Raw genomic sequence first — 26,118 nt, 5'->3', positions numbered from 1 at the left:
CATCCTGCTAAGGGCTCCGGCCCTTTTTTACTGGCCTGCTTTCGCTTGCCCGGCAGGCTGATAGCGCACTGAAATTTTGAAAAAACTCCAGAAATCATATACTGACTGAACAGAGCGATAGAGTTTTGCACGCATAACAGCACCTTCCCAGCCGCTCCAGAAAATAGCCGCCAGTTGAGTATCGTTCAGCTCTGAGCATATCTCGCCTGCTGATAGTGCATCAGACAGGCAGGCCGCAATAAGCGCCTGCCAGCGCGCAAGGATGCTCTGCAGCAATTCAATGAAAGATGGCGGAAGCCCGGGGCTTTCCTGCATCAGATTTCCAACCAGACAGCCACGGGAAAAATTATATTTTTCAATTCCAGCGCATGCGTCTCTGATGAAGTTTTCCATACGCATCATTGGTGTACAGGATGGTTCATTCAGATGCTTTTTAAGCTTGTGATTAAAGAAGCTGTCATAAGCATTTAAAACAGCCTGGGCATATTCCTCTTTACTTCTGAAGTAGTAATAAAACGATCCCTTTGGAACATGCGCGTTTTTGACAATAGCGTCGATTCCCGTTGAAAGAAAACCATTTTTCGTCAGCAGCTCAAGCCCGCTTCGGATGAGATCCTCCCGGGTATCTGTATAAGAACTTTCTCTTTTTCGCGGTCTTCCACGCCCGCGAATTTCGCCTACCATGACTCAACTCCTGCGTTAATTAACCAAAAAGAATAAGTGAATAAATGTGTAACTTCCAACAGTTCATCACCTCTGTTGCAACAGATTGTTCACCTTAACGGCTGTATTGCATGTTGTCATAGCTCTATCGCAAATCGTCATGTTCAGGCTGCTGGCTTAGGGCGATCCGATCACAAGCGTCCGCTTATGGCACAAAGCGGACTGACGTAGAGTTAAGGTTTGCTGGGGGAGGAGGAGGCGTAACATCATGGTTCGGCATCAAGGTGTGGTGGTGAGCCTATTCATTTCAGTACGCAGCCAGGTTTCAAAGCTCTTTAACGCTGGTTCATTGACTCCTGTTTCCGCTGGCTTCACTAAACAGAATCTCTTGCTCAGACTTTCTGAAGCAGGCCAGGGCGAAACAAGCATGCCGCATCTCAATTCATTTTCGATATACATATGCGGAATCAATGCTACGCCTTGTCCCGCCATGACGGCAGCGATTGCCATTTCATGAAGATCGTAGCGTACGCCATGAGCCGGATTATCGAGGGTTATCCCGCTCTCCCGGGCATAATGTTGCCATGCATCCGGATTCTGCCGACGGTGAATCCGCGGAAGTCTGTTTAAGAGTTGATTGACATCATCATGCGTTAAGAGTGCCGGATTACATACAGGCAGCAGATTTTCCTGGAAAAGAAACTCTATACGCATGCCAGCCCATGCGGAGTGTTCAAAATGAATGACAGCGTCGAAGCCACTTCCGTGCAAAATGAACGGATCCGTTTTGGCCGCAATGTTCAACGTTATATGCGGGAATAACGCGCTGAAGCCGTTCAGCCGGGGAATAAGCCAGCGGCTGGAAAAGGTCGGCAGGACGGCGATATCCAGACTCTGACTGCCTTCAGGCATTCCCGTTAAGTAGAGCGTATCTCTTTCGAGCCGATCAAGCGTTTCACGCACGTGATGCGCATAACGTGCGCCGGCGGGGTTAAGCTTTACCCGGCTTCCCACACGGTCAAATAATTTACCGTTCAGCAACGCTTCAAGGCGCGCAATCTGACGGCTGATCGCGCCTTCCGTCAGCGACAACTCCTCTGCGGCCCGGGAAAAACTACCGTGTCTTGCGGCGGCTTCAAAGGCCTGCAGAGACGCGCTACTGGGTATTTTTCTGCGCATAAAATCTCTCCTGTTCTGAGCCTGCAAGCGCGTCCATTGACTTAATGTCACTAAAGCATGACATATTATCGATTCTGAGCAGCAGATAAAGCCTGTAGCATGATAAAAAATCATTGAGCGAATGTATTTGCCCGGGCTGTATTTGATGTGGAGATGATCTGATGCTTTATATCGTGGAATGCTCCTATAACGATCCTGAAAGCGAGGCCGAATGGAATTCCTTTTACAGTGAGCAAAAATTACCTGCACTCATATCTGTGACTGGCTTCAGTACCTCTCAACGCTTTCATGCTGTGAACTCCGGCTGCCCTGCTTACCTTGCCATTCATACCATTCAAAACGCGGCTGTTCTCACCAGTGATGATTACGGTTTAAAAGGAGGCGGTAATTTCTCCCGGTGGCAGGACTGCATTACTGACTGGCATCGTAATGTGTATGAATGTGAAGGTCCTGCTCCGGCCCTGTCTTCTGCTGAAATGCTGCTACTGAGCGCAAAACCAGTAGATTTTTCAGATAGCGAACCGGAATATCAGGCGCTGGAAATGCATGTGGCGGGGCTGGATACATCTCCTGAATATCGCGTTGCGTATGTTTTACCCGTTGAAATTGCATTGCTGTTCGCAGAGATGCCCGGGGTATGCCTCTATGCGGCTCTGACACCGCAATTGCAGAGTTTTGCAGAAGGCAGCTCTTAACATCATGCCTGTTCTGACCTTTTATATTGCTGAAAATCAGTCTGACAGTTTCAGGAACCTTTGCGAATTTGCCCATCGACGCCGCGCCCTCCGCTGTGACATTCCTGGCGCAAAACCCGCAAATGTTCATATCATTTTTGCCAATGCGAAGCCGGGGTGCGGGCAATCTGCCTGTGCCGGACTCTTCTATCGCCTCGCAACGTGGCGAAGGGCTGAAGTGATGGAAAACTTCATACGTGAACCGGATTGTGCCATTCACCAGGCCTCTGGTTTGATGTCCCGTATTCGCTGTTTTGGCTCTATGGCAGAACACATATTCGCACGTAACTAAATCCGAGGTAGTAAATGACACAGCCCTTTCCCTTCCGTCAGATTGGAGATTTTCAGATAACTGCGCTGAGTGACGGCACTATGTCAGCCAGTCTGGATTTGCTGTCAGGTATTGGAAAAGATCAGGCGGATGCCATCCAATGTCATGCTGGCGTCAGTGAAGCCGGGGATATTCATATAAACTGTTACCTTATCCGCGGCCGGGGCAGAACCATTCTGGTTGATGCTGGCGCAGGGCAACCGGACAACAGGGGTGAACAACTCACAGCAAACCTCGCTGTAGTGGGGGTTACGCCTGACGACGTCGATACCGTTTTATTGACGCACTGCCATCCGGATCATATCGGAGGCCTGCTGGACGCTGAAAAACGACCGCGTTTTAAACACGCTGAAATACGTCTTCATCCTCTCGAAGCACAGCACTGGCAGGACGATGAAAAAATGAAAATGACCAATGAGCGCGGGCAACGTAATTTCTGGCTGGTCCGCGAAATGTTTCATGCTTATGCCGGGCGTATGCGTTTTTTTGACGGGGAAAAAATAGCAGAAGGCGTTCTGCCGGTATGGCTACCGGGTCATACACCGGGACATACAGGGTTTTGCATTGGTGCAGAGGATAAACGCTTATTAATATGGGGAGACATAGTTCATTATCCTCATATACAGGCAGCACAACCTGCTGTTTCTGTTTTATTTGATACCGATCCCGGTCAGGCTGAGAAAACAAGGAGGCAAATTATGGAAAAAGCCGTCAGCAAAAAATTGATTATTGCAGGCATGCACTTAAGCCAGGCAGGATTTGCCCGTGTTTGCAGGGAGGGAAGTGGATACCGAATTTCCTACTATGAAGCATAGATGAACGTGCCTGAGTAGTGCGTTGATGCACAGCCTCGTCAGCGCCCGCTTCTGGTACAAAGCGGACTGCAGTCAGGCCAATGTCCGCTAAGAGCAAAAAGCGGACAAATTAATAGATATTGGCAAGCTTGAATATTCTCGAACACTGGCATTCAGTTTAGCTATGCCCAGGGGTTATTTTATCCAGACTCGCACTGCGCCACATGCGGAGTAAGCGATGTCGCGAATGAGGGTATCCTTCCCGCATAAGTTGAAGAGATGTGAATCGCGTTACGTCGAAATGGCGGAAGGCATTACGTTTTTCACACCATGCCGCAAGCACAATATCTCCTGAGAAATAACCTAAAGCGAAAGGCCATATCGTTCTTTCACTCACATTACCTGACCTGTCTGTATAACCTGTACGGATTTTTTGTCTCCGCCTGATGGCGCTTCGAAGAGAGTTCAGATTTTCAGGATTGTGATGGGCAATCTGAGTCTTTCCGACTAATAGCGTCGAGTCATCAAATAGCGTCTTTAGCTGTGGAGGCAGACCTTGCCGGATCTTACCCGTCACCTCAGAAGCTGCTTTTGCTATACCCGCATCACCATATACAGCTACCCATCGCAAACCCAGCGCCAGCGCGTCAAGCTGCTCAGGGGTAAACATCACAGGCGGCAAATGATGGCTCCGGGAAAGCAGAAATCCCGTGCCGGCTTCCCCTTGAATGTCTGCCCCCTGAGCACGCAGTGCGGAGATATCACGGTAAAGCGTGCGAAGGCTGACGGAAAGCTCTCAAGCAAGCCAGTGTCCGCTAACCGGATAGCGATGCTGAGACAAAATTTGCAGAAGATTGAGTAGGCGCTCTGCACGCGTCGGTCCTGATGCTGACATGTTCTGTCAATGCTCCCTGCAATAGTGACGTCTCATTCTTTCAGATGCGAGAGACTCATGATACCTAACCTGATTATTCTTTATGTTGAAAACCCGATTGCCAGCGGCGAATTTTACCAGAAGCTGTTCAATACAGAACCAGACGTGAGGCTTCCGACATGGGTGGCTTTTTCCTTCAATAACGGCCTGAACGTTGGGCTATGGTCAACAAAGGCACGTGACTTTGTATCCTGCGGTGAAGGCAACCGCTCTGAGTTGAGCTTTATGGTTAAAGATGTTCAGGCTGTTGAGATGCTTTATCAGCAGTGGTCAGACAGGGGTGTGCTGATAGAACAGGCGCTCAGACAGGCTGTTTTTGGCAGAACGTTCGTTGCGCTCGATCCTGACGGCCATCGTATCCGGGTGTGTATACCCGATTGAAGAGTAAAGACCCTGCCTGTACATTTTTAAAACAGTTAAGCCCACTCCTGACACAAGGCGGACTTGCACATAGGGCAACGTCCGCTATGAGCGAAAAGCGGACGTCAAGCCTATGAAGTAGAGATGTTATGCCACATTAGACATAACATCCCTGTTATGAATCGGTCTCAGAGTTCCTCCTCATGAGGAACTCGTCATAATATACCCCTTCAACGCATAGTGCAGCGGTGTCTGTTGCCCACTCGATGAATCCGAAGGAACGATAAAGCGCATACGCAGACCGGTTAGTAGTAACCACGGTGAGTTTTACTGTTTTAGCTGAGCTGGCGGCTTCCAGCGCCGCCTCCATGAGACCAGATGACAGGCCACTTCCTCTCATCCCGGCGCGAACATACATTCCCCAGATATTTGCAACGTGGCTCAGTTTAGTTAGCGAGCTGCGGCTAACGCCAATCATGCCCTGCAGAATATTATGGTGATCGTATCCGCCAAAAACATGGCTGGCTCTCAGCTGTTCGGCAAAGAACTGCAGTGGCTTATGGTTGCATTCCTCGTAAGAGGCGCCAAAGGCATCAGGATGAAGCCGCAAAGCCTCCAGCCTCAATTCTCTGAAGTCGCCAAGATCGCTTTCGGTGATGCGCCGTACCGTAAATTTTTCCACTGCTGGCTCCTTGCTGTCACTGATTTAGATTGTCATAGCCCACTCAATCCAACATAAAATTTCGATCACAAATCACATCACCTTTCACATCATGTTATGTTTAAATCCCTTCCAGAACATGAGGATAGAAACATGATCGTAAGAACATGGCACGGATGCGTACCGTTCAAGCATGCAGAAGGCTTTGCAAACCATCTGCAAAAAACCGGCGTCGAACATTCAGAGAGGACACCAGGAAATCTGGGGACATATGTACGCAGAGAAACGCAGGGTGAATGGGAGCATTTCTTCCTGGCTACTTACTGGAAAGATCTTGAGGCCGTAAAGGCATTCGCAGGCGAACAGTATCATATTGCAGTCACCTATCCGGACGACGAGCAATTTGAGCTGCTGTCCGATCCTTACGTCTTCCAGCACGACGTGCAAGCCGTATCCTCCCTGTAGTTGTTTGCTGGCCGCACCCATGAGGCGGCCTCTTCCTCTTCTGATTCTGTCCAGCACTCATATTTAACATAACAGCGCTACAGCGAACTCTCCGACGGGCGATTTTCACGCAAATTTCTGCAGTATCCTGATCGCCAGCTCCATGCCATTCTCGCGCTCTTCACCATAGCTGTGCCCGTCATGCTGTGCGTTCTGCAGGACGTCGATAAGCGACTGTACGGCAAACTCACGTTTGTCACCCAGAACTTCAAGTACCGCACCACCGATCTCGTTACAGATAGCCTTTCCTTCAGCGAACTCATTCTTATCAGACATAATTTACCCCTCTGTCAGGTTTCGGGCACTGCTGCCCGGTCATTCCCTTTTACCATAACTTCTCACTGATAACGGCTTTCGATATTCAACATAGAAGTTCTTTTACAACGTCCGCTTTTGGCACAAAGCGGACGTTGGCATTGAAACCCTTATAACCTCTTTAGCGCTGCCGGGTCGTCACCACCAGTGCGCTAACCAGCCGTGCCCTAAGTTCCGTCGAATCCCTCGAGGATTCGGGCCTGACGGCTAAGCGCTCCGAGCCCTGAGTCAGTATTGGCTGTTCAAAATAAGAGCAGTTATTGTTCTTTTCGCGCGATTGGCGGATGCAGTGATGGATTAAGTTAACTCTCTTATCATCAGGAGGGTGTTATGGATATACGTACTGTTGCTGTTTCACTGGTTATGGCCATGAGTTTATTCTGGCTTAACGTGTCTGAGGCTAAATCTACACGTCAGTCCGATGATCAAATTCGTCAACTCATCATCGAAGATTCTATAGCATCATACCCAGGAGTTTGTGCCTGTCCTTTTAACTCAGCACGCAACGGGAGTAGCTGTGGCAGAAGAAGCGCGTGGAGTAAGCAGGGCGGCTATGCGCCTGTTTGCTACAAGAAAGAAGTCTCAAAAGAGATGGTAGATGAATGGCGCAAAAATAATGCTGCATAACTGGCCTGCTGTAACGGGTTTCTCTACCTGTGTTCAAAGGGGCTTTACAGGAGCTGGGGTCAAAGACCGATCGATACTGGTTAATGAGAAATCCTAAACCCGGATTCTGCGCGGCAGTGGGACGACATCCTGTCCCACACATTTTATTTTCAGCTCAGCTCAGTTATCTGCACACCCTTCATTTCGTGCCCGTGGGCAAGTAATGAATCGCCGCGACTTCCGAGCCGATGATAATACGGGTTTTCCTGTTCTGCTTATGACAGCGAATCGCTACAACCCTGCCGACGCTTACGGTTATAAAACATTTCGATGTATCAAAAATAGCGCTGTGGGCTTCTTACCGTGTTCTGTATATCTTTTACCTGTTCGCATATCAGCAACGGGTAAACGCTTTCGCCAACCGCCTTATCGTGGCAATTACCGTGACGGCTCATGCTGCCCTCCAGGCCATGTGTTTTTAAACGATTGCCACTCATGGTTTGTGTACTCATTGTCCTGAGCCGAATGAACAAGTAGCTGTGTTTGAGGATTGTGCCGTCATACAGCCACTGATAAGGCATACAGCATGATATCCTTTATTATCCGGGATTACATTGACCCGCCAATAATGTTGCTTGAGAACAGATCAACAACCACGCCGGGATATAGGCAGCCTTCATGGAGCCAGATGCAGGTGATGTCCGTTACCCAACCTTTCCGGCTCGAACTGTCGCTGGGGCGTATCAGCCGACATGATACTGACCTCACTTTTACGTGTGCGCGGGGTCTGGTATGCCTTTGAACCGGCACCTTATTACTCACCTGACTCTGTTGACTCTGCATTGTTGCCTGCTGCTTCGAGATTTAGCTTGCGATAACCCTCTACACATTGTGATTCAATCAGAACGCTTTAATCAGCCCTGTCAGTCTCGGGTCTCACTGATAGCGTTGTGAATGCGGCTGCAGAGGCCGGGCGTAAAAGTCACTGTGATGAACATCCAGTCTCGTCAGAGCAGGGGAACAACAGATGCTACGGGTAAAGGCGTATCTCAGTCGGACAGCTTTGCGAGGTACGCTGCGGCGTTTTATGTCCCGTCCGTTGGGAACCTGCTTCAGCTCATTTTGAAGATGGCACATCTCTGTCTGAGTATCTGACGGTTCATTCTTAGTGGATGAATCCGGACCTTACTTCTTTACTCAGGCGTAAAAGCTATGAGTGAGGATATCAAAACGTGATGCAACGCTGGAAACAGAGTGGCCACGATCAACAACCTGTATGACATCTTCGATTTAAACTCTTCTGCAAAACGCTGATCGCTCACGGGCACCTCTTTTTGAGCCGTCTTAAATGATTCAGAGGTATCTTTTAAACCCGTGGCGATCATACCTGCCAGCTACCCAAGGCTGCCGATGCAAATTGCTTCAGCTGGTGTCTGTGCTCAACGTCTGAATGTGGCCGCTGGCGCATTTATGTATCGCTAGTGTTTGAAAACTGTTTAATACGTATCCTTCTGCAAAACTACCCTAAGGTGTAACGACTTTGCAGTGCGCCGGGAGGTGCTGGTGGTGCCTCGACAGACAACAGGCATGCTTCTACATTGAGTTTGATCGGCCTGGTTTACTCAGGCGCTGATCGCCACCCGTCAGGCCTATAAAGGAGTATCGCCATGATTCAAGGTATTCACTATCTCACTGATGAGGACGGCAACCGCATCAGTGCTGTCATTCCTATTGCTCTGTTTGAAAAGCTCATGGCTGAAACAGAGATTGATGAGGCGTTTGAGCCAGTGCCCTATACGTCCGGGTCTGATGACGACACATTGATACCGGATGAAGTGGTGTCACTCTCTCATGACCGCAACTGTAGCCTGCACGCGGCCTGGCGCTTATATCGCGGCATAGCACCAGAAGAAGCCGCGCACGAACTCGGATTGACGATTCAGGAACTCATTACCCTGGAGGAGCAGCCAGATCCACCCGCAAACCTGCGCGAAGCAATGGCCGTGCTTTATCAGTGTAAATCAGAACAGCTTTAATCCCGCTTGCCGCAGACTAACTGGCTGGTGGTTTTCGCAATTTCAGGCACCAGCATCAGGATGGCAACCAGTCATACTTGCCAGCATGAGGCATGCTGCTATGTCTCTGACGATAAGTACGCAAATACGTAATGCGCACCCTTACTGGTCTGAGAGGTCACGCTGGCCGGTATTGTTTCCAGGCAGACTGATAACGCTGACAGGCAGGCGTGCAGAGAGACGCAGGAAGTTTTTTAGAGATATTGTCCGGCGTATGATCCTGAACGCATTAAAACCTGATGAAATCTAAAATAATAGTGATGGTCGATAAAGCGAGGGTTTGTGCGCTATCTTCGTAGTATCGTCGTACCCAAGGGTATGCCGATGAACGCGTCATCACACTGGCGATTAGAGAGGAACAGTTATGGCTGAACCGACATTGACGGGCAATGGATTACTTGATGCTTTCGCCGCTTCCCTAATGCAATCAGGCTATCTGACGCCGGAACTGAAGTTGAAACTAATACAAGAGCGGGTACTTTATCTGCCGGTGCCCGGTGAGGTACGCACGCTATTTGAAATCAGGCTGGATAGCCGGGACAGGTTTCACATCTGTACCGTTCCTGTGAAAGTTAAACCGGATGCTGCAGAAAAATGCCGTATTAAAGCATTTCTGAACCGGTCGAGAGCCGATACCACGCGTCCGGTTGGCTACAAGGCGCCAGGCTAAATCCGGATATCAACAGTTTGTCTGCGGCAGGGGAGAGTCAGAACCGATATACAGACTCGTGCAGAGTACGTGTCTGCTGATTTTATGCGCTATCTATATCGTTCAGGATTTCCCTGTTCGTGCGTTCTGGCCTGGCGTTCAGCGTTAAGGCTCGAAACACGTGCAGGGAAAATTGGAGAAAATGACAAATTTTTTCTGTTCGGGCATGACTGGCTTGCGATGGATGGTGATCCAGCGTCCGGGTAAAGCACTCCTGACCTGACATGCTTTCAACGCTGATTCATCCCCGGTCGCGATACGTTAATGGGTGCAGAAATCAACACCTGATATGAGTGTCAAAACTGTTTCTGAACGCGGGATCAGGCACCCATTAATTCTCTGTCCGCAAGCTACATCACTAATCCACATTGGATATTCAAAGCCCGTGCTATGAAACCGAGTGTGACGTATCGCGCAGGCAGGGCATTTTTTATGTGCATCATCTTTTCAGGAATCGCACTTAAGGTCTTTTCTCTCTGTTTTCTTAAACACTTCATTTTTACTGTCCAGGCCATCGCGGCACAGGGCATTGAGTGAACGTTCTTGTATCCCAGAAACTTTCATGCCATTTGCGGTAACACGCTGAGCTCGCCGGGTTGACAACTACAAGCCAGCTCGGGCTTTCGTCCTGGTTTTGATGGGAAAGAGACTCCCTGCAGCCGGCTGATGCCGGCGCGCTAACCGGCCACGAAAAACGTGGCCTCTGCAGCCGACCGCGTTGCGGTCGGGTGTGTGCCTGCTCACCTTCAGTGCGGAGTTGTATTCCGGTCTGCTCCACGCGGCGGGCAAATCAAAGCACCGTCATCCATCAGATACAAGGGTGAAGTGAACGCCTGCGGCGCCCCTGTATCTGCTGTCTGCCAGCGCTTCTCAGCCCTATGCCGCGAGGATTCGACCGAAACATGACAACCCACCTAACAGGAGAACCAGCATGCACACACAAAACGTCAACACCGCCGCTTCAGACTCTCCCAAAACATGGGAGAACACCCCGGAAACCATTTATTTCACTCGTAAAATTGCCGCGCTAACTGATCTTGCGCAGAGCGAGGGCGAGATGTTGTTTTACCGCGCACTGGCGCGTTTGGGCATTGCACCTGCGGATGTGGATGCAGAGATAGAGGCGCCTGCAATAGCGCTGGATAAGATTGGGCGGCTCGATGTGATGGGCGCCATTACATCACTGCAGGTGTACGCCATGGTGCGTGATATAGACGCATTGAGCAGGGCGATAACGCCGGAACGGCTGCCGGGCGTGCTTCCCTCATTTGAGACGATGCAGGCAGAGGCCATAGAGACAAAGGCACAGTACCTCGCTGAGATAGCGGCGTGCATGTCGCCAGTCAGTCACGCACATCAAAACAGGATGTAGCAGGCACAAAAAAGGCAGACCAAAGTCTGCCTCTACTACGGGCACCAGTAGATGCTGGCGGCCCTGTCAGTTAATCAGCTACATCGGATAAACATAATGAAAACTGACCCTGAAATCGTCGCACAGGCGGCAGAGTTTGTAAAATGCTTTAAGCAGAAAGGGCGAGTGCATGTACCGGCAATGTTATTCCGGTTATGGCCACAGTTTATGCACCTGGTGCGAAAATTCATGGAGGAAGATGAGAAATGAAAGCACAGGAAAAAGGTCTGAGTCGTAACGCTGTCGTGGTCACCACTTGCGCAACATCTCAGGGCAAGGGAATCCATTTCTGTAATCATGCGCTGCTGAGCGGAATTAACTGCAATTTGTGGTTTCCTGTCGCAGAAGAGGAGAGCTGGTTTCAGGCTGTAGAGCGAATCCTCATCATGAACGGACTGGCAGAAAATCTTGTCCGGCTGGAACCGCTCAGTGAATGGGTGGAATACAGTGACTGGCGAGCTATCTTTAACGTGAAAATTATCTGATTCAACATCGGGGCCAGTATGGCCCCGATGTGTTCTTAGGGCTACAAAACAAAAAAATATTTTTAGAGATACAGAGTGTGAATGTTTGCAAAAAAGCATATTGCGCGAACTATAAAATTAAATTTTTTATTTTTTTCTCTTGGGGTGTTATATTTTTTTGATTAAATTATTTTCTACAAGAGTAATGAGTGGTGACACCCTGCACATAGATGTGACTGTTTATTTGTATTGTGCGAAAGATAAGCTTTGTTACCAGCAGGGTATCATTGAAATGGACCTGCCTTTTAAGCGTGCAGGCTCAAAGCAATAATGATTTTAAATTATTATGTGTGTTAATAATAGTGTTTGCTTATTGACTGGTTTTAAAAGATGACGCTTTTTGGCGTATGCTAGTATAAGCCTCAAAGACCTTTCTAGCATACAATTTTCGCCTGTGCTCTTGTTGTGGGGCAGGAGAAAAGCCGGCATTATACGCTCCCACTGCACGCCACGTTGCGCCCCATCGCTTGAATGCAATTGCCAGAAAGTAGGCCCCGGTGTAAATATTCATACAAGGATCGGAAAGAAGCATTCGCGGCGTGATACCAAATTGCTTAAGGTGTGCAATATTCTGTGAGTCAATCTGCATGAGACCCATTCCATAACCCGATTCCGGATTATTTCCAATCGCTGCTATGCGATATTGTGACTCAGTCCAGGCAATTGCGCGTAGCAAATTTGGATCCAGGCTATAATCGTATCCTGCCTTGTCATAACAATCAGCCTTACAAACCGATGCCATCAGCGCCATCAAAGGTAGAATAAAGTTGCGAAACAAAACATCCTCCAGAGCAAGATGAGTGCGTGCCGATTTTTCTTATTATCACTGAGTGAGCTTATAATTCAATATGTCTGATCTGGTTTTTGAAGGATAGCCCTCCCTTAATGATCCTGACATCACACATCACGCAAGTGAATCACTTGCAGCTTATGTCTTTTATCTCATGGAGTTACCTGACAGTCTATGCATTTTTTAATGTAAAGGCCATCAAAGACACTCTAAATAGAGTGCTCTAGAGTGTTAGTATGGTATCTGCAATCATATTATGTAGTTAGATAGAGTGTGCTCTAGAGTATACTCTATCAGTTCAATTTATTAATGTCTGGAAAAGTCACAGTTTAGCGACATGTTTTTTGTTAACAGACCATGCATAATATATGGTAGGTGCGTATTCTATGTTTATTCAGTGGAACATAAGTTGGAGTTCAATAATGCCAAGAGTACAGGCCTTTCTTAGCGAAACATCCATAAAGCATATCAATAACATTGTTGAGGCTCGTTTGAATGAAGGTGCCTCAGTTAAAGAAGCTAACGTGTCGAGTATAACAGCAATGCTTATTGATCTTGGGCTCAGAGTTTATCAATACAGGCAAGAAAACAACGATGATATCTTCAATCAAACTGATTTCAACCGTACTCTTTTGGAGAACGCGATTGCAGCGCGAATTCAGACGGCAAAAATCATTGCGGCTATGAAGTTGTTGCCCGACCTTAATGGAAATGAGGCGTTCGATATTTTAAAAGTGAAGTCTGATACGGAAAGAGCAACGCAGGAAGTTATCAAGCGTTTCTTTAACGATGATGAAGGAAAAGACCATTAAGCGGTTGCCTAACTCATTTAGATGCAACCTTTATCCACAAGAATCATCCTATGTATTTAATCATCTGTATGAAATAAATTCCTATCCTAACTTTACAGGTTTTCATGATTGAGCGCTTCGCATTGTAGTAGGTACTGTTATGCGAAACTAAGCAAGCAACGTAAATGAGAGACTGTTATGGCTGAAACCGTACTTTTGACTCGCAGTAAGGTCACTAAGGATACGCAAAGGTATCCAGAGCGAACTGTTGCAGAGTTTTATCAATTTGAGCGGATTGGTAAATGTATACGTTCTTCGGATAAAAGAGTCATGTACATAGATGCCGGATTTTGCGGGTGGATGGGAATTGATATCTCCCAGGTAATGGCACCCAAGTATATTGAAAATTTCACCTCACCCATTAGCAGGTATTTTTCTCAACTACATTATGTCGAAAGGCAGGTCATCAGCGACCGCCGAGAAATAACCTGCATTTTTTCACTGATCTATCCTTTTAATCGCCATCGTATATTGGCTTCTTTAAGGTTTTTTCCTTTTACTACACAAGATGGCTCTACTGAGTGCTGTTGGATCTGGCAGCAATACCACTTAGTCAACCTCTATGCGAGTCACTTTCCAAGATATAATCTCGGCCAGCATGAACTTGTATGGTCTTCACCTTTTAATATTTTTAGTGCTAAGGAGTGGTCGAGGCTGAAATGAGGAGTGTTAATCATATCAAAAGGTATGAGCACTTTTTAACGCCTGATTTATTTAAAGAACGAGAGCAAGGGGGATACAAAGAGCATTATATTCGCAGAAAAAATTGAATATCCATGGAAGTAGATCGTCACTCTCTGAATTTATTCACCAAAGTTAAATAAATTATATGAAGGAAACTCCATGAACTTTTCAGTTAATGGTGCGGGCCTCCGCACGCCTCAGAAAGTAAAAGCGGCGCTGGCAAATAAGGGCATGACGCTGATGAACCGATCAGCGCTTGCGCGGGCGGCACGATACGCTCTGGCCCCCCTGCTGGTGCTCATAGCAGCGACCGGCACGGCGGGCGCGGATGATCTTCTGGCAGGCGGCAAGCAGACCGTTGACGACACCTTTGGCGCCAACTCCTCCATCGCGGTCTGGATTGTGCTTGGCGAGGTCATTTTTGGCGTGATCGGCTATATCCGCACCAAAAACATCATGCTGCTGTTCGGTGTGGCCGTGGTCGTGGTGTTCACCACCGTTGGCTTCAGCCTGGCGAGCTGACGGGGCGCAGCATGGAGCCGGACAACACAGAGCGATACCGCTTTCCCAAAACACTGTCCGAGCAGCTGCGCGTGCTGGGCCTGCCCCTGGACGAACTCATTCCCGTTATCCCCGTGCTTGCATGGGGATTCTGGACGCACCGGCAGCTCTTCGGTCTGATGGCCGCGTGCGCGGTGTGGTTCGCCATCCGCTCCGCGAAGCGGGGCCGGGGCAGCATGTGGCTTTACAACGTCATGTACTGGTACCTGCCCGGCCTGCGGGCCGGCACGGTGTTCAGGATGATCCCGGACTCAAGCTTCCGGCAGTGGATTAAATAAGGAGCCGTCTGTGACGTACTCAGCACACGCCTCGCGCACCCGGCTTATCGCAGCAGGCTACGCGATTCTGGGCGGTTTTTTCCTGCTCTCCCTGATTGCAGTGATCCTGCTGATCCTTGATAACCGGCGACTTACTAATGAGCAGAAGGTGATAGTAACCCCAATGGGCTACAACGCACCCTTTGCAGTTTCTGATAATGCAGCCAGCCCGGCTTATCTGGAAATGTACGCCGTGGCGGCCCTGGCGATGCGCCTGAACGTTTCGCCGGGAACCATTCACGAACAGCATCAGCTCCTGCTCTCGCTGTTCAGGCCGGGCGCGCAGCCGGAGATGAAGGTAAAGCTGGCGGGTGAGGCGGAGCAGATTGTTCGCAACGACGTGGACTCCAACTTTATCCCCACCGCTATCCGGGTTTATCCGCACGCCGCGCAGATAGATATCCGCGGGCAGCTCACCACCTGGATAGGCAGCGGCAAGCCTACGCGGGAGCTCAGGCACTACGCCATGCAGTACGAGCACCGCGACGGGCATACCTGGCTTACGCGATTTATCGAGGTACAGGATGAACAATAACCTTCCGGTGCTCTGGTGCCTGCTTGCAGCTGCGCTTCCGGGCCGGGCAGCTCTTACGCCGCTCACGCTTGACGTGCCCGCGGGCGGCCAGGCAGACGTGCGCATCAGCAGCACAAACCCTAACTATTTCGAGGTGCCGGGCGACCGCATCACTGGCGTCACCAGCGGGCCAGGCAGGCTCACGGAAACGCGCAACACGCCCGCGGGCGGGGCATTCATCTCAACCGTGCAGGACAAGCCCTTCACGCTGTTTCTGACCACCGAAGGCGGGCAGACCTTCTCGCTCAATGCGCACCCCTCTGCGGTACCGGGCCGCAGCTACCTGCTGGCCCCGCAGAAGCCCCTGCTGCGCCCGGCTGCGCGCGCGTGGGAGCGGGCGCAGCCCTATGAAGCGCTGCTGGCCGGGGTGAATAAAACCCTGCTGCAGGGCGCGCTGCCCCCTGGCTGGGCGGCCGTGGCGGTGCGCCCGGATGATGCGCCTCCGCGCCTGCCCGCCGCGCTGCGGGCCGTGCCTGACGCCGCGTGGGAGGGAGGGCATCTGCGGGTGACGCGCTGGCGGCTGACCAACCCGGGACGTGCGGTCGTGCCGTTGCACGAGCCGCAGTTCAGCGCCGAGGATGTGCGGGCCGTGATGTTCGCCACGCCCGGCCGGAGCCTTGCAGGCGGCGGCAGCACGCACGTGTACGTCACGCAGGCGAGGGAGAACCGCGATGACTAACGTCAACACGGCGGCAAAGCGCCGGCAGATGCTGCTTGCCGCGGGGCTGACCGCGGCCGTGGTGGTGGTGAGCGGCGGCGGGCTCTGGCTCTCCTCGCTCTCTTCTGAGAAGACAGCACAGGCTGCCGCGCCTAAAGAGCCGCCCCCGGACCTGACCGGCGTAGTGGATCGCACCTTTGATAACAAGGTGCAGCAGAACGCCATCGTGCAGAGCCAGCTCGGCAACCAGCAGGTTATGAAGGAGATGGAGAGCCTACGCCGGGAGCTGAGGCTACTGGACAAAAACCGGCAGGATGACCAGGCACGTATTAAGGCGCTGGAGGAGGACAAGACCCGGCTGCAGTCGCAGGTTGACGGCATGAGTTACGGTACGGCGGCGTTTCCGGATGCAGGGGCCGCGCCCGCCGCCGTGCCGCCCGGCGAACCCCGCCCGGGTACGGCCCCGTCCGGAGCCGTGCCTCCGCCAGTGGCCTTTTATCCCGGGATGGGGCAGGCGCCCTCACAGCAGACCGTCTACACGCCTGCGCCAGCCGGTATGGACCACACCGCCTTCAGCTATGAGCAGAAAACCGGGCCCGCGCTGCCCTACATCTTTTCCGGCAGTTTTGCGAACGCCCTGGTTGTTGAAGGCGCCGACGCCAACGCGGCGGTGACCGGCAGCCAGAATACCGTTCCCATGCAGTTCCGGCTTACGGGCGTCGTGAACATGCCTAACGACAAAACCGCAGACTTGCGCAATTGCTTTGTTACGGCCGAGGCCTACGGCGACGTCTCAAGCGAGCGTGCCGAGGTGCGGACGCGCAGCATCAGCTGCAGCCTGCCGGAGGGCGACGTGGACATGAAGATAAAGGGCCACGTGAGCTTTATGGGCAAGAATGGCATCAAGGGCACGGTAGTGATGCGCAACGGCAAAATCCTTGGCCTGGCGGGCGCCTCGGGCTTTCTTGACGGCATCGGCAAGGGCATTGAAAAGGCGTCCACGCCGTCGGTGGGCATCGGCGCCACCGCCAGCATGGGCGCGCAGGACGTTGTAGGCGCGGGCATCGGCGGCGGCGCGAGCAAGGCCGCGCAGACGCTCTCGGAGTACTACATCAAGCGCGCCGAGCAGTATCACGAAATCATTCCCATTGGCGCCGGCAACCCGGTCACGGTGGTCTTTAACGACGGCTTTCAGCTGCAGACGCTTGAGGAGGCGAAGCATGCCGGGAAGCAGGCAGCGAAAGGCGGGCAGGACGGGCCGGATAACCTGCAGGCTCGCGGCAGTGGCGCGCTGCAGGACGTAAGCAACCTGAAGCTCGGGGACATCGTTCATCCGGGTGGAATGCCGGATAAGTGAGGGATCTGATATGAGTATTCAAAACGCAACACTCAGGCCCGCCCTGACGCTTGCCGCCGCAGTGGTGCTGGCGGGCTGTGCTGGCGCGCAGAGCGACTTTCAGTGTAATGCCACCGCGGGCGACACCTGCATGACCATGGAGGCCGCCAACGACCGGGCCCGGGAGCTGGCCGCACCGGTAAAGCCGGGTGCGGGCGCGCTGCCTCGCCTGGCTGACCGGCCGGCGGCGCCAGCCGCGCCAGCCGGGTCCACGGAGGCGATAAAGGGCCGCGCGGTTACCCTGGTCAAAGCCGCGGAGCCTGCAGACAGTACGCAGGCTCAGGGATCCGGGGCCGTAATCAAAACTGCGGCTTCTGCGGGCACCCTTCTGCTGCGGCCCGTGCCGCGCGCCGTGATACCCGTCAGCGCACAGGTTCCTGAGCCCTGCGCGGCCTGCGGTAATGTGCCCGCCGTGCGCAGCTCCGCCGTGACGGCAAGCGTCTGGATAGCCCCGTACGTGGACGACGCCGACGTACTGCACCAGCCCGGCCGCGTTTCCTTCGTGGCGACCCCTTCACGCTGGCACCTGCCGGCACAGGCAGAGTGAGCACGTCATGAGCATTGCAGATACCATCCGGCAGCTGGTTTCCGTCCTGCGCACGCCCGACGGGGCGGCCTCGGCCAACAGGATTCTGGGCGAGATGCGCTTTCCCCAGATAAGCAGCCTGCTGCCCTACCGGGACTACGACAAAGAAACCGGCATGTTTATCAACCACCGCACCGTGGGGTTTCTGCTTGAGGCGCAGCCGCTCATCGGCGCCAACGAGCACATCGTGCAGGTGCTGGAGGACCTTATCCGGAGCAAGGTGCCGCGCGGTGTTCCGGTAAGCTTTCACCTGATGTCCGGCAAGGTCGTGGGCGACATGATTGACGACGGCCTGCGGGACTTTCGCTGGCGCGGCAAGGAGGCAGAGAGATTCAACCGCATCACTCGAGCCTATTACCAGCGCGCCGCTCAGACGCAGTTCAACAGCCCCACCGGGCTGCCTGTGACCCTGCGCAATTACCGGCTTTTTATCGCTTACGCCGAAAAGACAAAGCGCGACCGGCGCGGGCAGCTTACTGCGCTCTTACACCTGCTCAAGGTCGTCCGGGCCACGCTGGATTCGGCAAAGCTCTGCACGGAGGTGGCAGACCGGGAGGCGTTTACGGCCGTGGTGCGAGAGATAGTGAACCACCGCCCGGCGCAGCTGTATAAAGAGCCTGGGCGCGCCGACGAGTGGGAGCAGCTCAACACGCAGTGCGTGGACCGGAGCCTGGACTTCCGGGTCACGCCGGACGACATCCGCCTGGAGCTGAGCCGGGCGGGCGGGGTGCCGTCGCGGGCGCGCGTCATGAACTTTCAGCTTGAGCACAATCCGGACATGTTCATGCTCTGGCAGGGCGGGGACAACATCAGCAACCTGCTCAACCCGGATCTCACCATCTCTGCCCCCTTCGTCATGACGTTCATTATGGTGGCAGAGGAGCAGGTCAGCTCGCAGCGCGAGGCCACCGCGAAGTACATGGACGCCGACAAAAAGGCGAACACGCCCTACGCCAAGCTGTTTCCGGGCGTGGCGCGCAAGGCCGCCGAGTGGGGCGAGGTCCGCGAGCGGCTCAACAGCAACCGGACATGCCTGGTGCGCTACTACTTCAACGTCACGGCATTCTGCGAGGACACGGCGGAGGCGGCCCTGGTGTGCGAGCAGCAGATCGTGAACACCTTCAAGAAGAACGGGCTCACGCTCTACGCGCCAAAATACATGCAGATGCGCAACTGGATGGCGATGTTTCCGTTCATGGCAGCGGAGGGGCTCTGGGAAGACCTCCGCACCACGGGCGCCACCTGCCGGGCGGAAAGCGCGCAGGTGGTGAACCTGCTGCCGGTTATCGCCGACAATCGCCTGTGCGCAGGCGGCCTGCTCGCGCCTTCCTATCGTAACCAGCTGGCGTTTCTCGATGTCTACGGCTCCGGCATGGGCAACACCAACTACAACATGGCGGTCACGGGCACCTCGGGGGCGGGCAAAACCGGGCTGGTGCAGCCCATCCTGCGCAGCGTGCTGGACGCAAGCGGTATCGTGTGGGTGTTTGATATGGGCGACGGGTACAAGTCGTTCTGCGAGAACATGGGCGGCGTCTACCTGGACGGCCGGACCCTGAAGTTTAACCCCTTTGCCAACATCACCGACATTGGCGAGTCCGGAGAGCGCATCCGGGACCAGCTGGCGGTGCTGGCGAGCCCCAACGGCACGCTGGACGAGGTGCACGAGGACCTGCTGCTGGAGGCGGTGCAGGCCGCCTGGGCGCAGAAGCAGAACCGGGCGCGCATCGACGACGTGGTGGCGCACCTCACTGCCGCCAGCCAGGCGGCGCGCGCCGGGCAGTCCGAGCGCATCTACGGGCGGATGGACGAAATCGTGAAGCTGCTCGGCAAGTACTGCACGCAGGGGATCTACGGGGAGTACTTCAACAGCGACGAGCCGTCGCTCACGGCGGACGCGCGCATGGTGGTGCTGGAGCTCGGCGGCCTGCAGGACAAGCCGGCGCTGCTCGCGGCGGTGATGTTCTCGCTCATCATCTACATCGAGGACCGGATGTACCGCAGCCCGCGCACCCAGAAGAAGTGCTGCACCATCGACGAGGGCTGGAAGCTGCTGAATTTTCGCAACGAGAAGGTGGGCGCGTTCATCGAAACCGGCTACCGCACGGTGCGCCGCCACCTCGGGTCGTTCATCACCATCAGCCAGAACATCAAGGACTTTGACGCCGACGACGCCAGCCCCGCGGCCAGGGCGGCGTGGGGCAACTCCGCCTTCAAGGTCATTCTCAAGCAGGACACCGCCGAGTTCCGGCAGTATAACCAGAAGCGGCCGGACCAGTTCACGCCCGTGCAGCGCGACATCATCACCCGCTTCGGCGACGCCAAAGATCAGTGGTTCAGCTCCTTCATGCTGCGCATCAACGACACCTCGTCGTACCACCGCCTGTTCGTGGATCCGCTGAGCCGGGCGATGTTCAGCTCGCGCGGCACGGACTTTGAGTTCATCCGGGACCGGCGGGCGGCGGGGGAGGACATTCACGACGCGGTGTGGGCGCTGGCGCAGCGCAACTTTCCGGACGAGATGCGGGAGCTTGAGGCGTGGGAGATCAAAGAATGAGTACAGATGCTGTGGAAAAAGATCCTGCCGGCGCAATACGGCGTATGCAGCCTGCGCAGGATGGGGCGCCTGACGGTACGGAGAAGAAAAAGCGCCCGCGCAGCCGGCGGCGAAACCGGTGCTTGGTGCCGGTGGCGCTGACCGCGGGCTGCCTGCTCGCGCTTAACGCGGCCTTGACGCTGTTCATCACGGACTGGCGGGCGCCGCGGGTGGTGACCTTTGACATGAAGGGCACGCTGGACGCCTTTATGGACCAGAGCGCGAAGCAGACGCTGAGCCCGGAGGCGGCCTCGGCCCTGTCTGCCCGCTTCAGCGAGGCGGTGAGCAAGAGCCTCGCCGCATGGCAGGCCGGGCATCACGGGCTTATCTTGGTGGCCCCGGCGGTGGTGGCGGGGGCGGAAGACGTGACGCCGGAGATCCAGCGCGACATCGCAACCCGGATGCGGGAGGGCGGGAAATGAGGTGCCTGCGCCCGGCCCTGCCGGTGCTGCTGCTCTGCGCCTGCGCGCGCGCCGCGGACCTCGGGACGTGGGGCGACGTGTACCCCGTCGCGGAGCCCGATCTGCTGGACACCCTGCGCGGGCGGCTCGCGGAGATGGAGAAAAGCGGCGAGCTGGCCCGGCACCAGGCGGCGCTACGCGACGGGATCGCGGCCCGCGCGCTGCGACCGGACCCGGTGGCGGGCCTTGGGCGGGCGGGTGCGCACCGCACGCGCTTCGCGGACCCGACCTTCACGGTCCCAGAGGACATCGTGACCCCGGACGGGGCGGTGATTGCCCGGCGGGGCGACCGGGTAAACCCGCTGGAGAGCCTGCCGTTCACGCAGACGCTCTGGTTTATCGACGGGGACGATCCCCAGCAGGTGGCCTGGGTGAAGCGGCAGGCGGCGGCGGGCGCCGCGTCGAAAATCATTCTCGTTAAGGGCAGCGTGCGCGAGGCCGGGGACGCCCTGGACGCGCGGGTCTACTTTGACCAGCAGGGCGCGCTGACTCGGCGCTTTGGCCTTACCGCGGTGCCGGCGCGGGTCGCCGCCGCCCCGGACGGGCTGCGCCTGCAGGTGGATGAGTACGCGGAGGAGGAGCTGCAGTAATGAAGATTTTCAGCGTCTGCATGCTGCTCATCCTTCTCGGGCCTGCCTTGCTGGCGCAGGATGCGCGGGCGGAAGGAGATACCGGAGGCAGTCTCGAGTGTCAGGGGCACTTCGTGAACCCCATCACCGACGTGTGCTGGGAGTGCATCTTCCCGATCTCGCTCGGGAGCGCCTCGGTGTCCATGGGCGACGCGCCGGACACCGACAACCCATCCAGTCCCATACATATCTGCCCCATAGGCATCGGCTACCGGATAGGCCTGGCCATCGGCTTCTGGGAGCCGGTGGCCATGACGGACGTGACAAGGTCACCGTACTGCCTGGTTAACCTGGGCGGCATTCACCTCGACGCCGGGTCGCGCACCGGCACCGGCACCGCCGGGCAGAGCGATAAGCCCTCGGCGGGGGCGTTCTATCACGTCCACTGGTACAAGTACCCGCTGATGTACTGGATCAACATCATCACCTCGCTGGCCTGCCGGCAGGAGGGGGATCTGGACATCGGCTACCTCTCCGAGCTTGACCCGCTGTGGAACGACAGCAGCCTCTCGCTGATCCTGACCCCCGAGGCGATGCTGTTCGGCAACACTGTCGCGCAGGGCGCCTGCGCCGCGGACGCGATCGCGGCGGCCGCCGGGCGGCCCATTGACGCGCTGTTCTGGTGCGCGGGCGCGCAGGGCTCCATGTACCCGCTGACCGGCTGGACCTCGAACGAGTTCAGCCCGCAGCAGAGCTCGGTGCTGCTCTCCGAGCGGATGGCCTTCAAGCTGCATCGGCAGGGCCTAGTCATGAACAGCAGCGGAAAGGACTCGGACGTCTGCTTTGAGTATCCCTCCCCGATCCTGCCCAAGGGGCGCTGGCGCTACCAGATGGTGAACCTGCACCCCGACGTCGCGGCCTGCCACCCGGTGGGGCGCACGGTCACGCGCTGGGAGGCGGGGCACAACACCCCGGACAGCCGTAAGAACTTCGGCTACCTGATGTGGCGCAAGCGCAACTGCGTGTTCTGAGGAGAAAGAGATGAAACGTGTACTGACGTGCGCGGCGGCACTGCTGGCCTGCTCCGCAGTTGCCGGGCAGAGCGGCGACGGGGTCGCAGCCGGACGGGCAGGCGAGGCGTTTACCCGGGACTTGGCCGGAGAAAACCGGACACCGGCCGCCGCCGGGCCGGTGCCCGGCCCGGCCCTGAATCCCTTCAGCCGGCTGAGCCCGGACGGCCGGGACTTTATCAGCGGGCTGCGGGCGAAGCGGCAGCTTGCCGGAGGCGAGGCGCGCCCGGCGCACCGGGCCCTCTACTTTGCGTCGTCTTCCATGGGCGAGGCGGGCGTCAGGGCCGTGATGGGTGGCGCGGCGCGCTTCGGCATCCCGGTGACCCTGCGGGGATTCGTGGACAACGACCTGCGCAAAACCGCCGGGCTCACCTTTGAGCTGGTGAAAAAGAACGGGCAGGGCGGCCTGAACGTCGATCCGGTGGCGTTCCGGCGCTACGGCGTGACGGCGGTGCCGGCGCTGATCGTGGTCTGCGGCGCGAAGCACGACCGCATCGCTGGCAGCCTGCCGCCCGCGGAGATGCTGGCAAAGGTGGCCGAAGCGGGCGAGTGCGCGCCCGTCGCCCGGGCGCTGCTGGCGGAGGCGGAGGCGCGCGATGAACGCTAAGCACCTGTGCTGGACCCTGCTGCTCTGCGCGGCGGCGGGCGCGAACGAGGACTTCACCGCCGGCACCGGCTACGCGCAGAGCATCAGGGAGCAGGGCGCCTCGGCGGTGCGGGATATGGATCCGGCGGCTTCCATCCCGGGCTTTACGGCAAGCCCCCCGGAGGCCTCGCGCTACGGCGGGATCACGGATCCTTCCAACAACATGGACGACGACGGCAACCGCGCCCTGCAGGAGACCGAGGCGGGGCGGACCATCACCGAATCCGAGCTCAGCAACCCCCGGGAGCCCATCCTGCCGGAGGCCCCCTTCGTGTCGGCAGGCTTTGACGCGCAGGACAACGCCGGGCAGGTCACCGACGGCAGCTTTGAGGGGTGCGAGCCGGTGAAAAAAGATCAGACCATCATCACCAGCCACGTCTGCGAGCGCGACGTGTACGCCACCCGGACCTGCACGCGCACCGCCTCCGTCACGGGCCATTGGGAAGAGGGCACGAAGCAGGAAACCGTGACCATCAGCGGGCAGAGCCTGCGCTTCACGCTCTCGGGCGACACCTACAGCGCCAGCGCGCCGATGCCGGCGGGGCAGGTCGTCAGCGCGTCCGTGGCGTACTCCTGGAACAAGGAGCTGGCCTACGGCGGGGACGCGTACGTGCTGATTGTGAACGCCCTGGGCGGCCAGGCGGTGATGCAGGAGGCGAGCGGCACCGCCTCCCTGCCCGCGGGCGGGCGGTTCGGGGAGAACGCCAGCCTGACCGTGAGCCTCACCAATAAAAAGTACGGCAGCGGCCAGTGGGCGGCGTCCCTGTGGCCGGACAAAAACATGCGCTACGCCTTTACCCTGACGCTCACGCTTGCGGTCAAAACGCGCCGCTGGGTGCCGGAGGTGGTCTGGAGCGAGCCGTGCGCGCTCGCGCAGGAGCCCGGCGTCACGCTCACCGGCAGCGCCTGCAGCGTGCCGGGCGGCACGCGGGACGTCGTGGTGGACGGGGTTACCTATCCCGTCCACAGCGACTGCTGGGAGTACACCGACACCTACCGCACGCAGGAGGCGGACGCCGGCACCTGCGGGGAGTACGAGCAGAACCCGGCCTGCACGATCGCCACCCGCGCCTGCGCCTTCAGCGATGAGGGCGTGTGCCTGCACGAGAACGTCACCTACACCTGCGAAATGAAGACGGAGTCAGAGGGCATGCTCTGCGGGAGCGAGTTCTTCTGCGCGGACGGCTCCTGCGCGCAGGCGGAGGCCGGCAAAAGCCACAGCTTCCAGCACGCGATTTCCCAGCTCGCGGCCGTGGCCGCGGCGGGCGAGGACGTCGCGGAACTGAATGACACAAACGTGCGGGCCTTCACGGGCGAGGCGCGGAGCTGCCGCAAGGCGGCGGCCGGCTTTAACAACTGCTGCGCGGGTGGCGGATGGGGCAGCGACGCGGGGCTCGCGCACTGCAGCTCGGAGGAGAAGGCGCTGGGCGAGGCGCGCGAGCGGAAGCTCACCGTGGAGGTCGGGGAGTACTGCAACCGGCGGGTGCTCGGGGTCTGCCTGCAGAAAAAGCGCAGCTTCTGCCTGTTTGACTCGAAGCTTGCGCAGATCGTGCAGCAGCAGGGGCGGCAGTGGCAGCTGGGCGCGGGCTTCGGCGACGCGAAGTCGCCGGACTGCCGGGGCATCACCATCGACGAGCTGCAGCGCATCGACTTCAGCCGGCTGGACTTCAGCAACTTCTACGCGGACCTGGAGAGCGGGTCAGCGATCCCGGAAGACGGCGCCCTGCTGGAGCGGGCGAAGGAAATCATCGCGCAGCAGCAGCAACAGCAGCAGCGAAAGGGGGCGAAATGAAGCGCCTGCTGAGCCTGATGAGCCTGCCTGTCCTGTTGCTGGCACCGCCGTGCGCGCCAGCCGCGGACGTGCTGCGCAATCCTTCCGAGGAGGCGGGCTGGCACTGGTATCACGAGCCGGAGCCGGAGCCGGAGCCGGAGCCGGAGGACGAGGCGCCTCTCCCGGCGATGTCCCCGGAGGCACGCATGGCGGCGCTGCAGCAGGAGACGAAGGCTGCCCTGGCCGCGGCCATCATGACGCCCACGGTGGAGAACTTCGCGCGCTTCAAGCGCCTGCAGGACTTCTGGACCGCCCGGGCGGGCGAATTCAGCATGGTGGCGCAGAAGGCCATGCTGGCGCACCCCGAACTCGATTACAACCTGCAGCACAGCCACTACAACGGCACCGCCCGCCTGCAGCAGGCGGACGACCGCCGGCGCGAGCGGAAGGCGATCGCGTCGCTGGCGGAGCGGTTCGGGGTGTTTCTGTTCTACCGCGGCGGGGAGGCAGCGGACGCGCAGCTGGCGGAGGTAGTGAAGGGCTTCAGCCGCGAGCACGGGGTGTCGTTCATCCCGGTCACGGTGGACGGCAAGGCCAGCGCCACCCTGCCGGAGACCCGGATGAATCAGGGGCAGGCGGAGCGGCTGGCCGTCACGCACTTTCCCGCGCTAGTGCTCGTGGATCCGCGCGAGGGCACGGCGAAGCCGCTAGCCTACGGCTTCATCTCGCAGGACGACCTAGCGCGGCGCTTTCTATACGTCGCCACCGACTTCAAACCAAATTTCTGA

Annotated in this window: 30 protein-coding genes and 2 pseudogenes; 24 read left to right on the top strand and 8 right to left on the bottom strand. The window is 56.4% G+C overall.

Annotated features, from left to right (window positions below; translation table 11 throughout):
• Window positions 1-27: 27 nt before the first annotated feature.
• Complete coding sequence (gene acuR / locus AC2CF9_RS11145; protein WP_484556998.1) at window positions 28-684, bottom strand: acrylate utilization transcriptional regulator AcuR; 657 nt, start codon at window positions 682-684, stop codon at window positions 28-30.
• A 258-nt stretch (window positions 685-942) separates the two neighbouring features.
• Window positions 943-1,842 carry a LysR substrate-binding domain-containing protein gene (locus AC2CF9_RS11140; protein WP_484556997.1) on the bottom strand — a complete coding sequence of 300 codons (900 nt, stop codon included), beginning with the start codon at window positions 1,840-1,842 and terminating at the stop codon, window positions 943-945.
• Window positions 1,843-2,003: 161 nt separating this feature from the next.
• Between AC2CF9_RS11140 and AC2CF9_RS11135 the strand changes: the two genes are divergently transcribed.
• Together AC2CF9_RS11135 and AC2CF9_RS11130 are read left to right on the top strand one after the other, a co-directional pair.
• Entirely contained in the window at window positions 2,004-2,537 is a 534-nt protein-coding gene (locus AC2CF9_RS11135) for a sugar ABC transporter (RefSeq protein WP_484556996.1), read from the top strand.
• A 345-nt stretch (window positions 2,538-2,882) separates the two neighbouring features.
• Window positions 2,883-3,722, top strand: a complete 840-nt coding sequence (locus AC2CF9_RS11130; protein ID WP_484556995.1) for an MBL fold metallo-hydrolase — start codon at window positions 2,883-2,885, stop codon at window positions 3,720-3,722.
• Window positions 3,723-3,879: 157 nt separating this feature from the next.
• Here the strand turns inward: AC2CF9_RS11130 and AC2CF9_RS11125 are convergent, their stop codons facing one another.
• Together AC2CF9_RS11125 and AC2CF9_RS11120 are read right to left on the bottom strand one after the other, a co-directional pair.
• Complete coding sequence (locus AC2CF9_RS11125) at window positions 3,880-4,374, bottom strand: helix-turn-helix transcriptional regulator (protein WP_484557092.1); 495 nt, start codon at window positions 4,372-4,374, stop codon at window positions 3,880-3,882.
• Window positions 4,375-4,416: 42 nt separating this feature from the next.
• Window positions 4,417-4,485: pseudogene (locus AC2CF9_RS11120) on the bottom strand (transcriptional regulator); the annotation flags it as partial.
• A 168-nt stretch (window positions 4,486-4,653) separates the two neighbouring features.
• Between AC2CF9_RS11120 and AC2CF9_RS11115 the strand changes: the two are divergent.
• Window positions 4,654-5,016 (top strand): VOC family protein, encoded by a 363-nt coding sequence (locus tag AC2CF9_RS11115; protein ID WP_223810686.1) that lies wholly within the window; start codon window positions 4,654-4,656, stop codon window positions 5,014-5,016.
• Between the two features lie 154 nt (window positions 5,017-5,170).
• Here the strand turns inward: AC2CF9_RS11115 and AC2CF9_RS11110 are convergent, their stop codons facing one another.
• Window positions 5,171-5,677, bottom strand: coding sequence for a GNAT family N-acetyltransferase (locus tag AC2CF9_RS11110; RefSeq protein ID WP_484556994.1), 507 nt, complete (start codon window positions 5,675-5,677; stop codon window positions 5,171-5,173).
• A 132-nt stretch (window positions 5,678-5,809) separates the two neighbouring features.
• Here AC2CF9_RS11110 and AC2CF9_RS11105 point away from each other — a divergent pair, with 132 nt between their 5' ends.
• Entirely contained in the window at window positions 5,810-6,121 is a 312-nt protein-coding gene (locus tag AC2CF9_RS11105) for an antibiotic biosynthesis monooxygenase (RefSeq protein ID WP_484556993.1), read from the top strand.
• A 105-nt stretch (window positions 6,122-6,226) separates the two neighbouring features.
• Here the strand turns inward: AC2CF9_RS11105 and AC2CF9_RS11100 are convergent, their stop codons facing one another.
• Window positions 6,227-6,436 (bottom strand): hypothetical protein, encoded by a 210-nt coding sequence (locus AC2CF9_RS11100; RefSeq protein ID WP_071669317.1) that lies wholly within the window; start codon window positions 6,434-6,436, stop codon window positions 6,227-6,229.
• Between the two features lie 369 nt (window positions 6,437-6,805).
• Between AC2CF9_RS11100 and AC2CF9_RS11095 the strand changes: the two genes are divergently transcribed.
• The gene (locus AC2CF9_RS11095) at window positions 6,806-7,102 is read left to right on the top strand and encodes a hypothetical protein (RefSeq protein ID WP_071669512.1); all 297 of its coding nucleotides are present in this window, start codon (window positions 6,806-6,808) and stop codon (window positions 7,100-7,102) included.
• A gap of 254 nt (window positions 7,103-7,356) precedes the next feature.
• On the opposite strand, the pseudogene AC2CF9_RS11090 reads toward AC2CF9_RS11095, so the two are convergent.
• A pseudogene (locus tag AC2CF9_RS11090) lies at window positions 7,357-8,403 on the bottom strand (DDE-type integrase/transposase/recombinase).
• Between the two features lie 345 nt (window positions 8,404-8,748).
• Here AC2CF9_RS11090 and AC2CF9_RS11085 point away from each other — a divergent pair.
• The 4 genes from AC2CF9_RS11085 to AC2CF9_RS11070 all read left to right on the top strand — a co-directional run bounded on the left by AC2CF9_RS11085 (window position 8,749) and on the right by AC2CF9_RS11070 (window position 11,761).
• Window positions 8,749-9,117 (top strand): transcriptional regulator, encoded by a 369-nt coding sequence (locus AC2CF9_RS11085; RefSeq protein WP_484556992.1) that lies wholly within the window; start codon window positions 8,749-8,751, stop codon window positions 9,115-9,117.
• A 403-nt stretch (window positions 9,118-9,520) separates the two neighbouring features.
• The gene (locus AC2CF9_RS11080; RefSeq protein ID WP_071669510.1) at window positions 9,521-9,826 is read left to right on the top strand and encodes a hypothetical protein; all 306 of its coding nucleotides are present in this window, start codon (window positions 9,521-9,523) and stop codon (window positions 9,824-9,826) included.
• A gap of 970 nt (window positions 9,827-10,796) precedes the next feature.
• A complete protein-coding gene (locus tag AC2CF9_RS11075; RefSeq protein ID WP_071669509.1) occupies window positions 10,797-11,237 on the top strand; it encodes a hypothetical protein in 441 nt (146 codons plus the stop codon).
• 245 nt (window positions 11,238-11,482) lie between these two features.
• A complete protein-coding gene (locus AC2CF9_RS11070) occupies window positions 11,483-11,761 on the top strand; it encodes a hypothetical protein (protein WP_071669507.1) in 279 nt (92 codons plus the stop codon).
• Between the two features lie 349 nt (window positions 11,762-12,110).
• Here the strand turns inward: AC2CF9_RS11070 and AC2CF9_RS11065 are convergent, their stop codons facing one another.
• On the bottom strand, window positions 12,111-12,551 hold the full coding sequence (locus AC2CF9_RS11065; RefSeq protein WP_484557091.1) for a transglycosylase SLT domain-containing protein: 441 nt from the start codon (window positions 12,549-12,551) through the stop codon (window positions 12,111-12,113).
• A 461-nt stretch (window positions 12,552-13,012) separates the two neighbouring features.
• Between AC2CF9_RS11065 and traM the strand changes: the two genes are divergently transcribed.
• From traM to traF, 15 genes are all read left to right on the top strand, one after another.
• Complete coding sequence (gene traM / locus AC2CF9_RS11060; protein ID WP_071669505.1) at window positions 13,013-13,402, top strand: conjugal transfer relaxosome DNA-binding protein TraM; 390 nt, start codon at window positions 13,013-13,015, stop codon at window positions 13,400-13,402.
• 177 nt (window positions 13,403-13,579) lie between these two features.
• Window positions 13,580-14,104, top strand: coding sequence for a hypothetical protein (locus AC2CF9_RS11055; RefSeq protein WP_484556991.1), 525 nt, complete (start codon window positions 13,580-13,582; stop codon window positions 14,102-14,104).
• Between the two features lie 180 nt (window positions 14,105-14,284).
• Window positions 14,285-14,647 (top strand): type IV conjugative transfer system pilin TraA, encoded by a 363-nt coding sequence (traA, locus tag AC2CF9_RS11050; RefSeq protein WP_484556990.1) that lies wholly within the window; start codon window positions 14,285-14,287, stop codon window positions 14,645-14,647.
• An 11-nt stretch (window positions 14,648-14,658) separates the two neighbouring features.
• A complete protein-coding gene (gene traL, locus AC2CF9_RS11045) occupies window positions 14,659-14,964 on the top strand; it encodes a type IV conjugative transfer system protein TraL (protein WP_071669503.1) in 306 nt (101 codons plus the stop codon).
• Between the two features lie 10 nt (window positions 14,965-14,974).
• Window positions 14,975-15,538: a type IV conjugative transfer system protein TraE gene (gene traE / locus AC2CF9_RS11040; protein ID WP_484556989.1), complete on the top strand. Its 564-nt coding sequence runs from the start codon at window positions 14,975-14,977 to the stop codon at window positions 15,536-15,538.
• Window positions 15,528-16,256 (top strand): type-F conjugative transfer system secretin TraK, encoded by a 729-nt coding sequence (traK, locus tag AC2CF9_RS11035; protein ID WP_484556988.1) that lies wholly within the window; start codon window positions 15,528-15,530, stop codon window positions 16,254-16,256. Before traE ends, traK begins: the two co-directional genes overlap by 11 nt.
• The gene (gene traB / locus AC2CF9_RS11030; RefSeq protein ID WP_484556987.1) at window positions 16,249-17,592 is read left to right on the top strand and encodes an F-type conjugal transfer pilus assembly protein TraB; all 1,344 of its coding nucleotides are present in this window, start codon (window positions 16,249-16,251) and stop codon (window positions 17,590-17,592) included. Before traK ends, traB begins: the two co-directional genes overlap by 8 nt.
• Window positions 17,593-17,602: 10 nt before the next feature.
• Window positions 17,603-18,178: a type IV conjugative transfer system lipoprotein TraV gene (traV, locus tag AC2CF9_RS11025; protein WP_484556986.1), complete on the top strand. Its 576-nt coding sequence runs from the start codon at window positions 17,603-17,605 to the stop codon at window positions 18,176-18,178.
• 7 nt (window positions 18,179-18,185) lie between these two features.
• Window positions 18,186-20,774, top strand: coding sequence for a type IV secretion system protein TraC (gene traC, locus AC2CF9_RS11020; protein WP_484556985.1), 2,589 nt, complete (start codon window positions 18,186-18,188; stop codon window positions 20,772-20,774).
• Complete coding sequence (trbI, locus tag AC2CF9_RS11015) at window positions 20,771-21,235, top strand: type-F conjugative transfer system protein TrbI (RefSeq protein ID WP_484556984.1); 465 nt, start codon at window positions 20,771-20,773, stop codon at window positions 21,233-21,235. Before traC ends, trbI begins: the two co-directional genes overlap by 4 nt.
• Window positions 21,232-21,864 (top strand): type-F conjugative transfer system protein TraW, encoded by a 633-nt coding sequence (gene traW, locus AC2CF9_RS11010; protein WP_484556983.1) that lies wholly within the window; start codon window positions 21,232-21,234, stop codon window positions 21,862-21,864. Before trbI ends, traW begins: the two co-directional genes overlap by 4 nt.
• Window positions 21,864-22,874 (top strand): conjugal transfer pilus assembly protein TraU, encoded by a 1,011-nt coding sequence (gene traU, locus AC2CF9_RS11005; RefSeq protein WP_484556982.1) that lies wholly within the window; start codon window positions 21,864-21,866, stop codon window positions 22,872-22,874. The genes traW and traU overlap by 1 nt, the downstream gene beginning before the upstream one ends.
• Before the next feature lie 10 nt (window positions 22,875-22,884).
• Window positions 22,885-23,520 carry a type-F conjugative transfer system pilin assembly protein TrbC gene (gene trbC / locus AC2CF9_RS11000; protein ID WP_071669497.1) on the top strand — a complete coding sequence of 212 codons (636 nt, stop codon included), beginning with the start codon at window positions 22,885-22,887 and terminating at the stop codon, window positions 23,518-23,520.
• A complete protein-coding gene (gene traN / locus AC2CF9_RS10995) occupies window positions 23,510-25,351 on the top strand; it encodes a type-F conjugative transfer system mating-pair stabilization protein TraN (protein ID WP_484556981.1) in 1,842 nt (613 codons plus the stop codon). Before trbC ends, traN begins: the two co-directional genes overlap by 11 nt.
• Window positions 25,348-26,118, top strand: a complete 771-nt coding sequence (traF, locus tag AC2CF9_RS10990; RefSeq protein ID WP_484556980.1) for a type-F conjugative transfer system pilin assembly protein TraF — start codon at window positions 25,348-25,350, stop codon at window positions 26,116-26,118. Before traN ends, traF begins: the two co-directional genes overlap by 4 nt.

The organism is Pantoea sp. SYBGC1 (assembly GCF_057197005.1).
The sequence above is the reverse complement of the archived record's forward strand: the minus strand, read 5'-3'. Positions and strand labels throughout refer to the sequence as shown.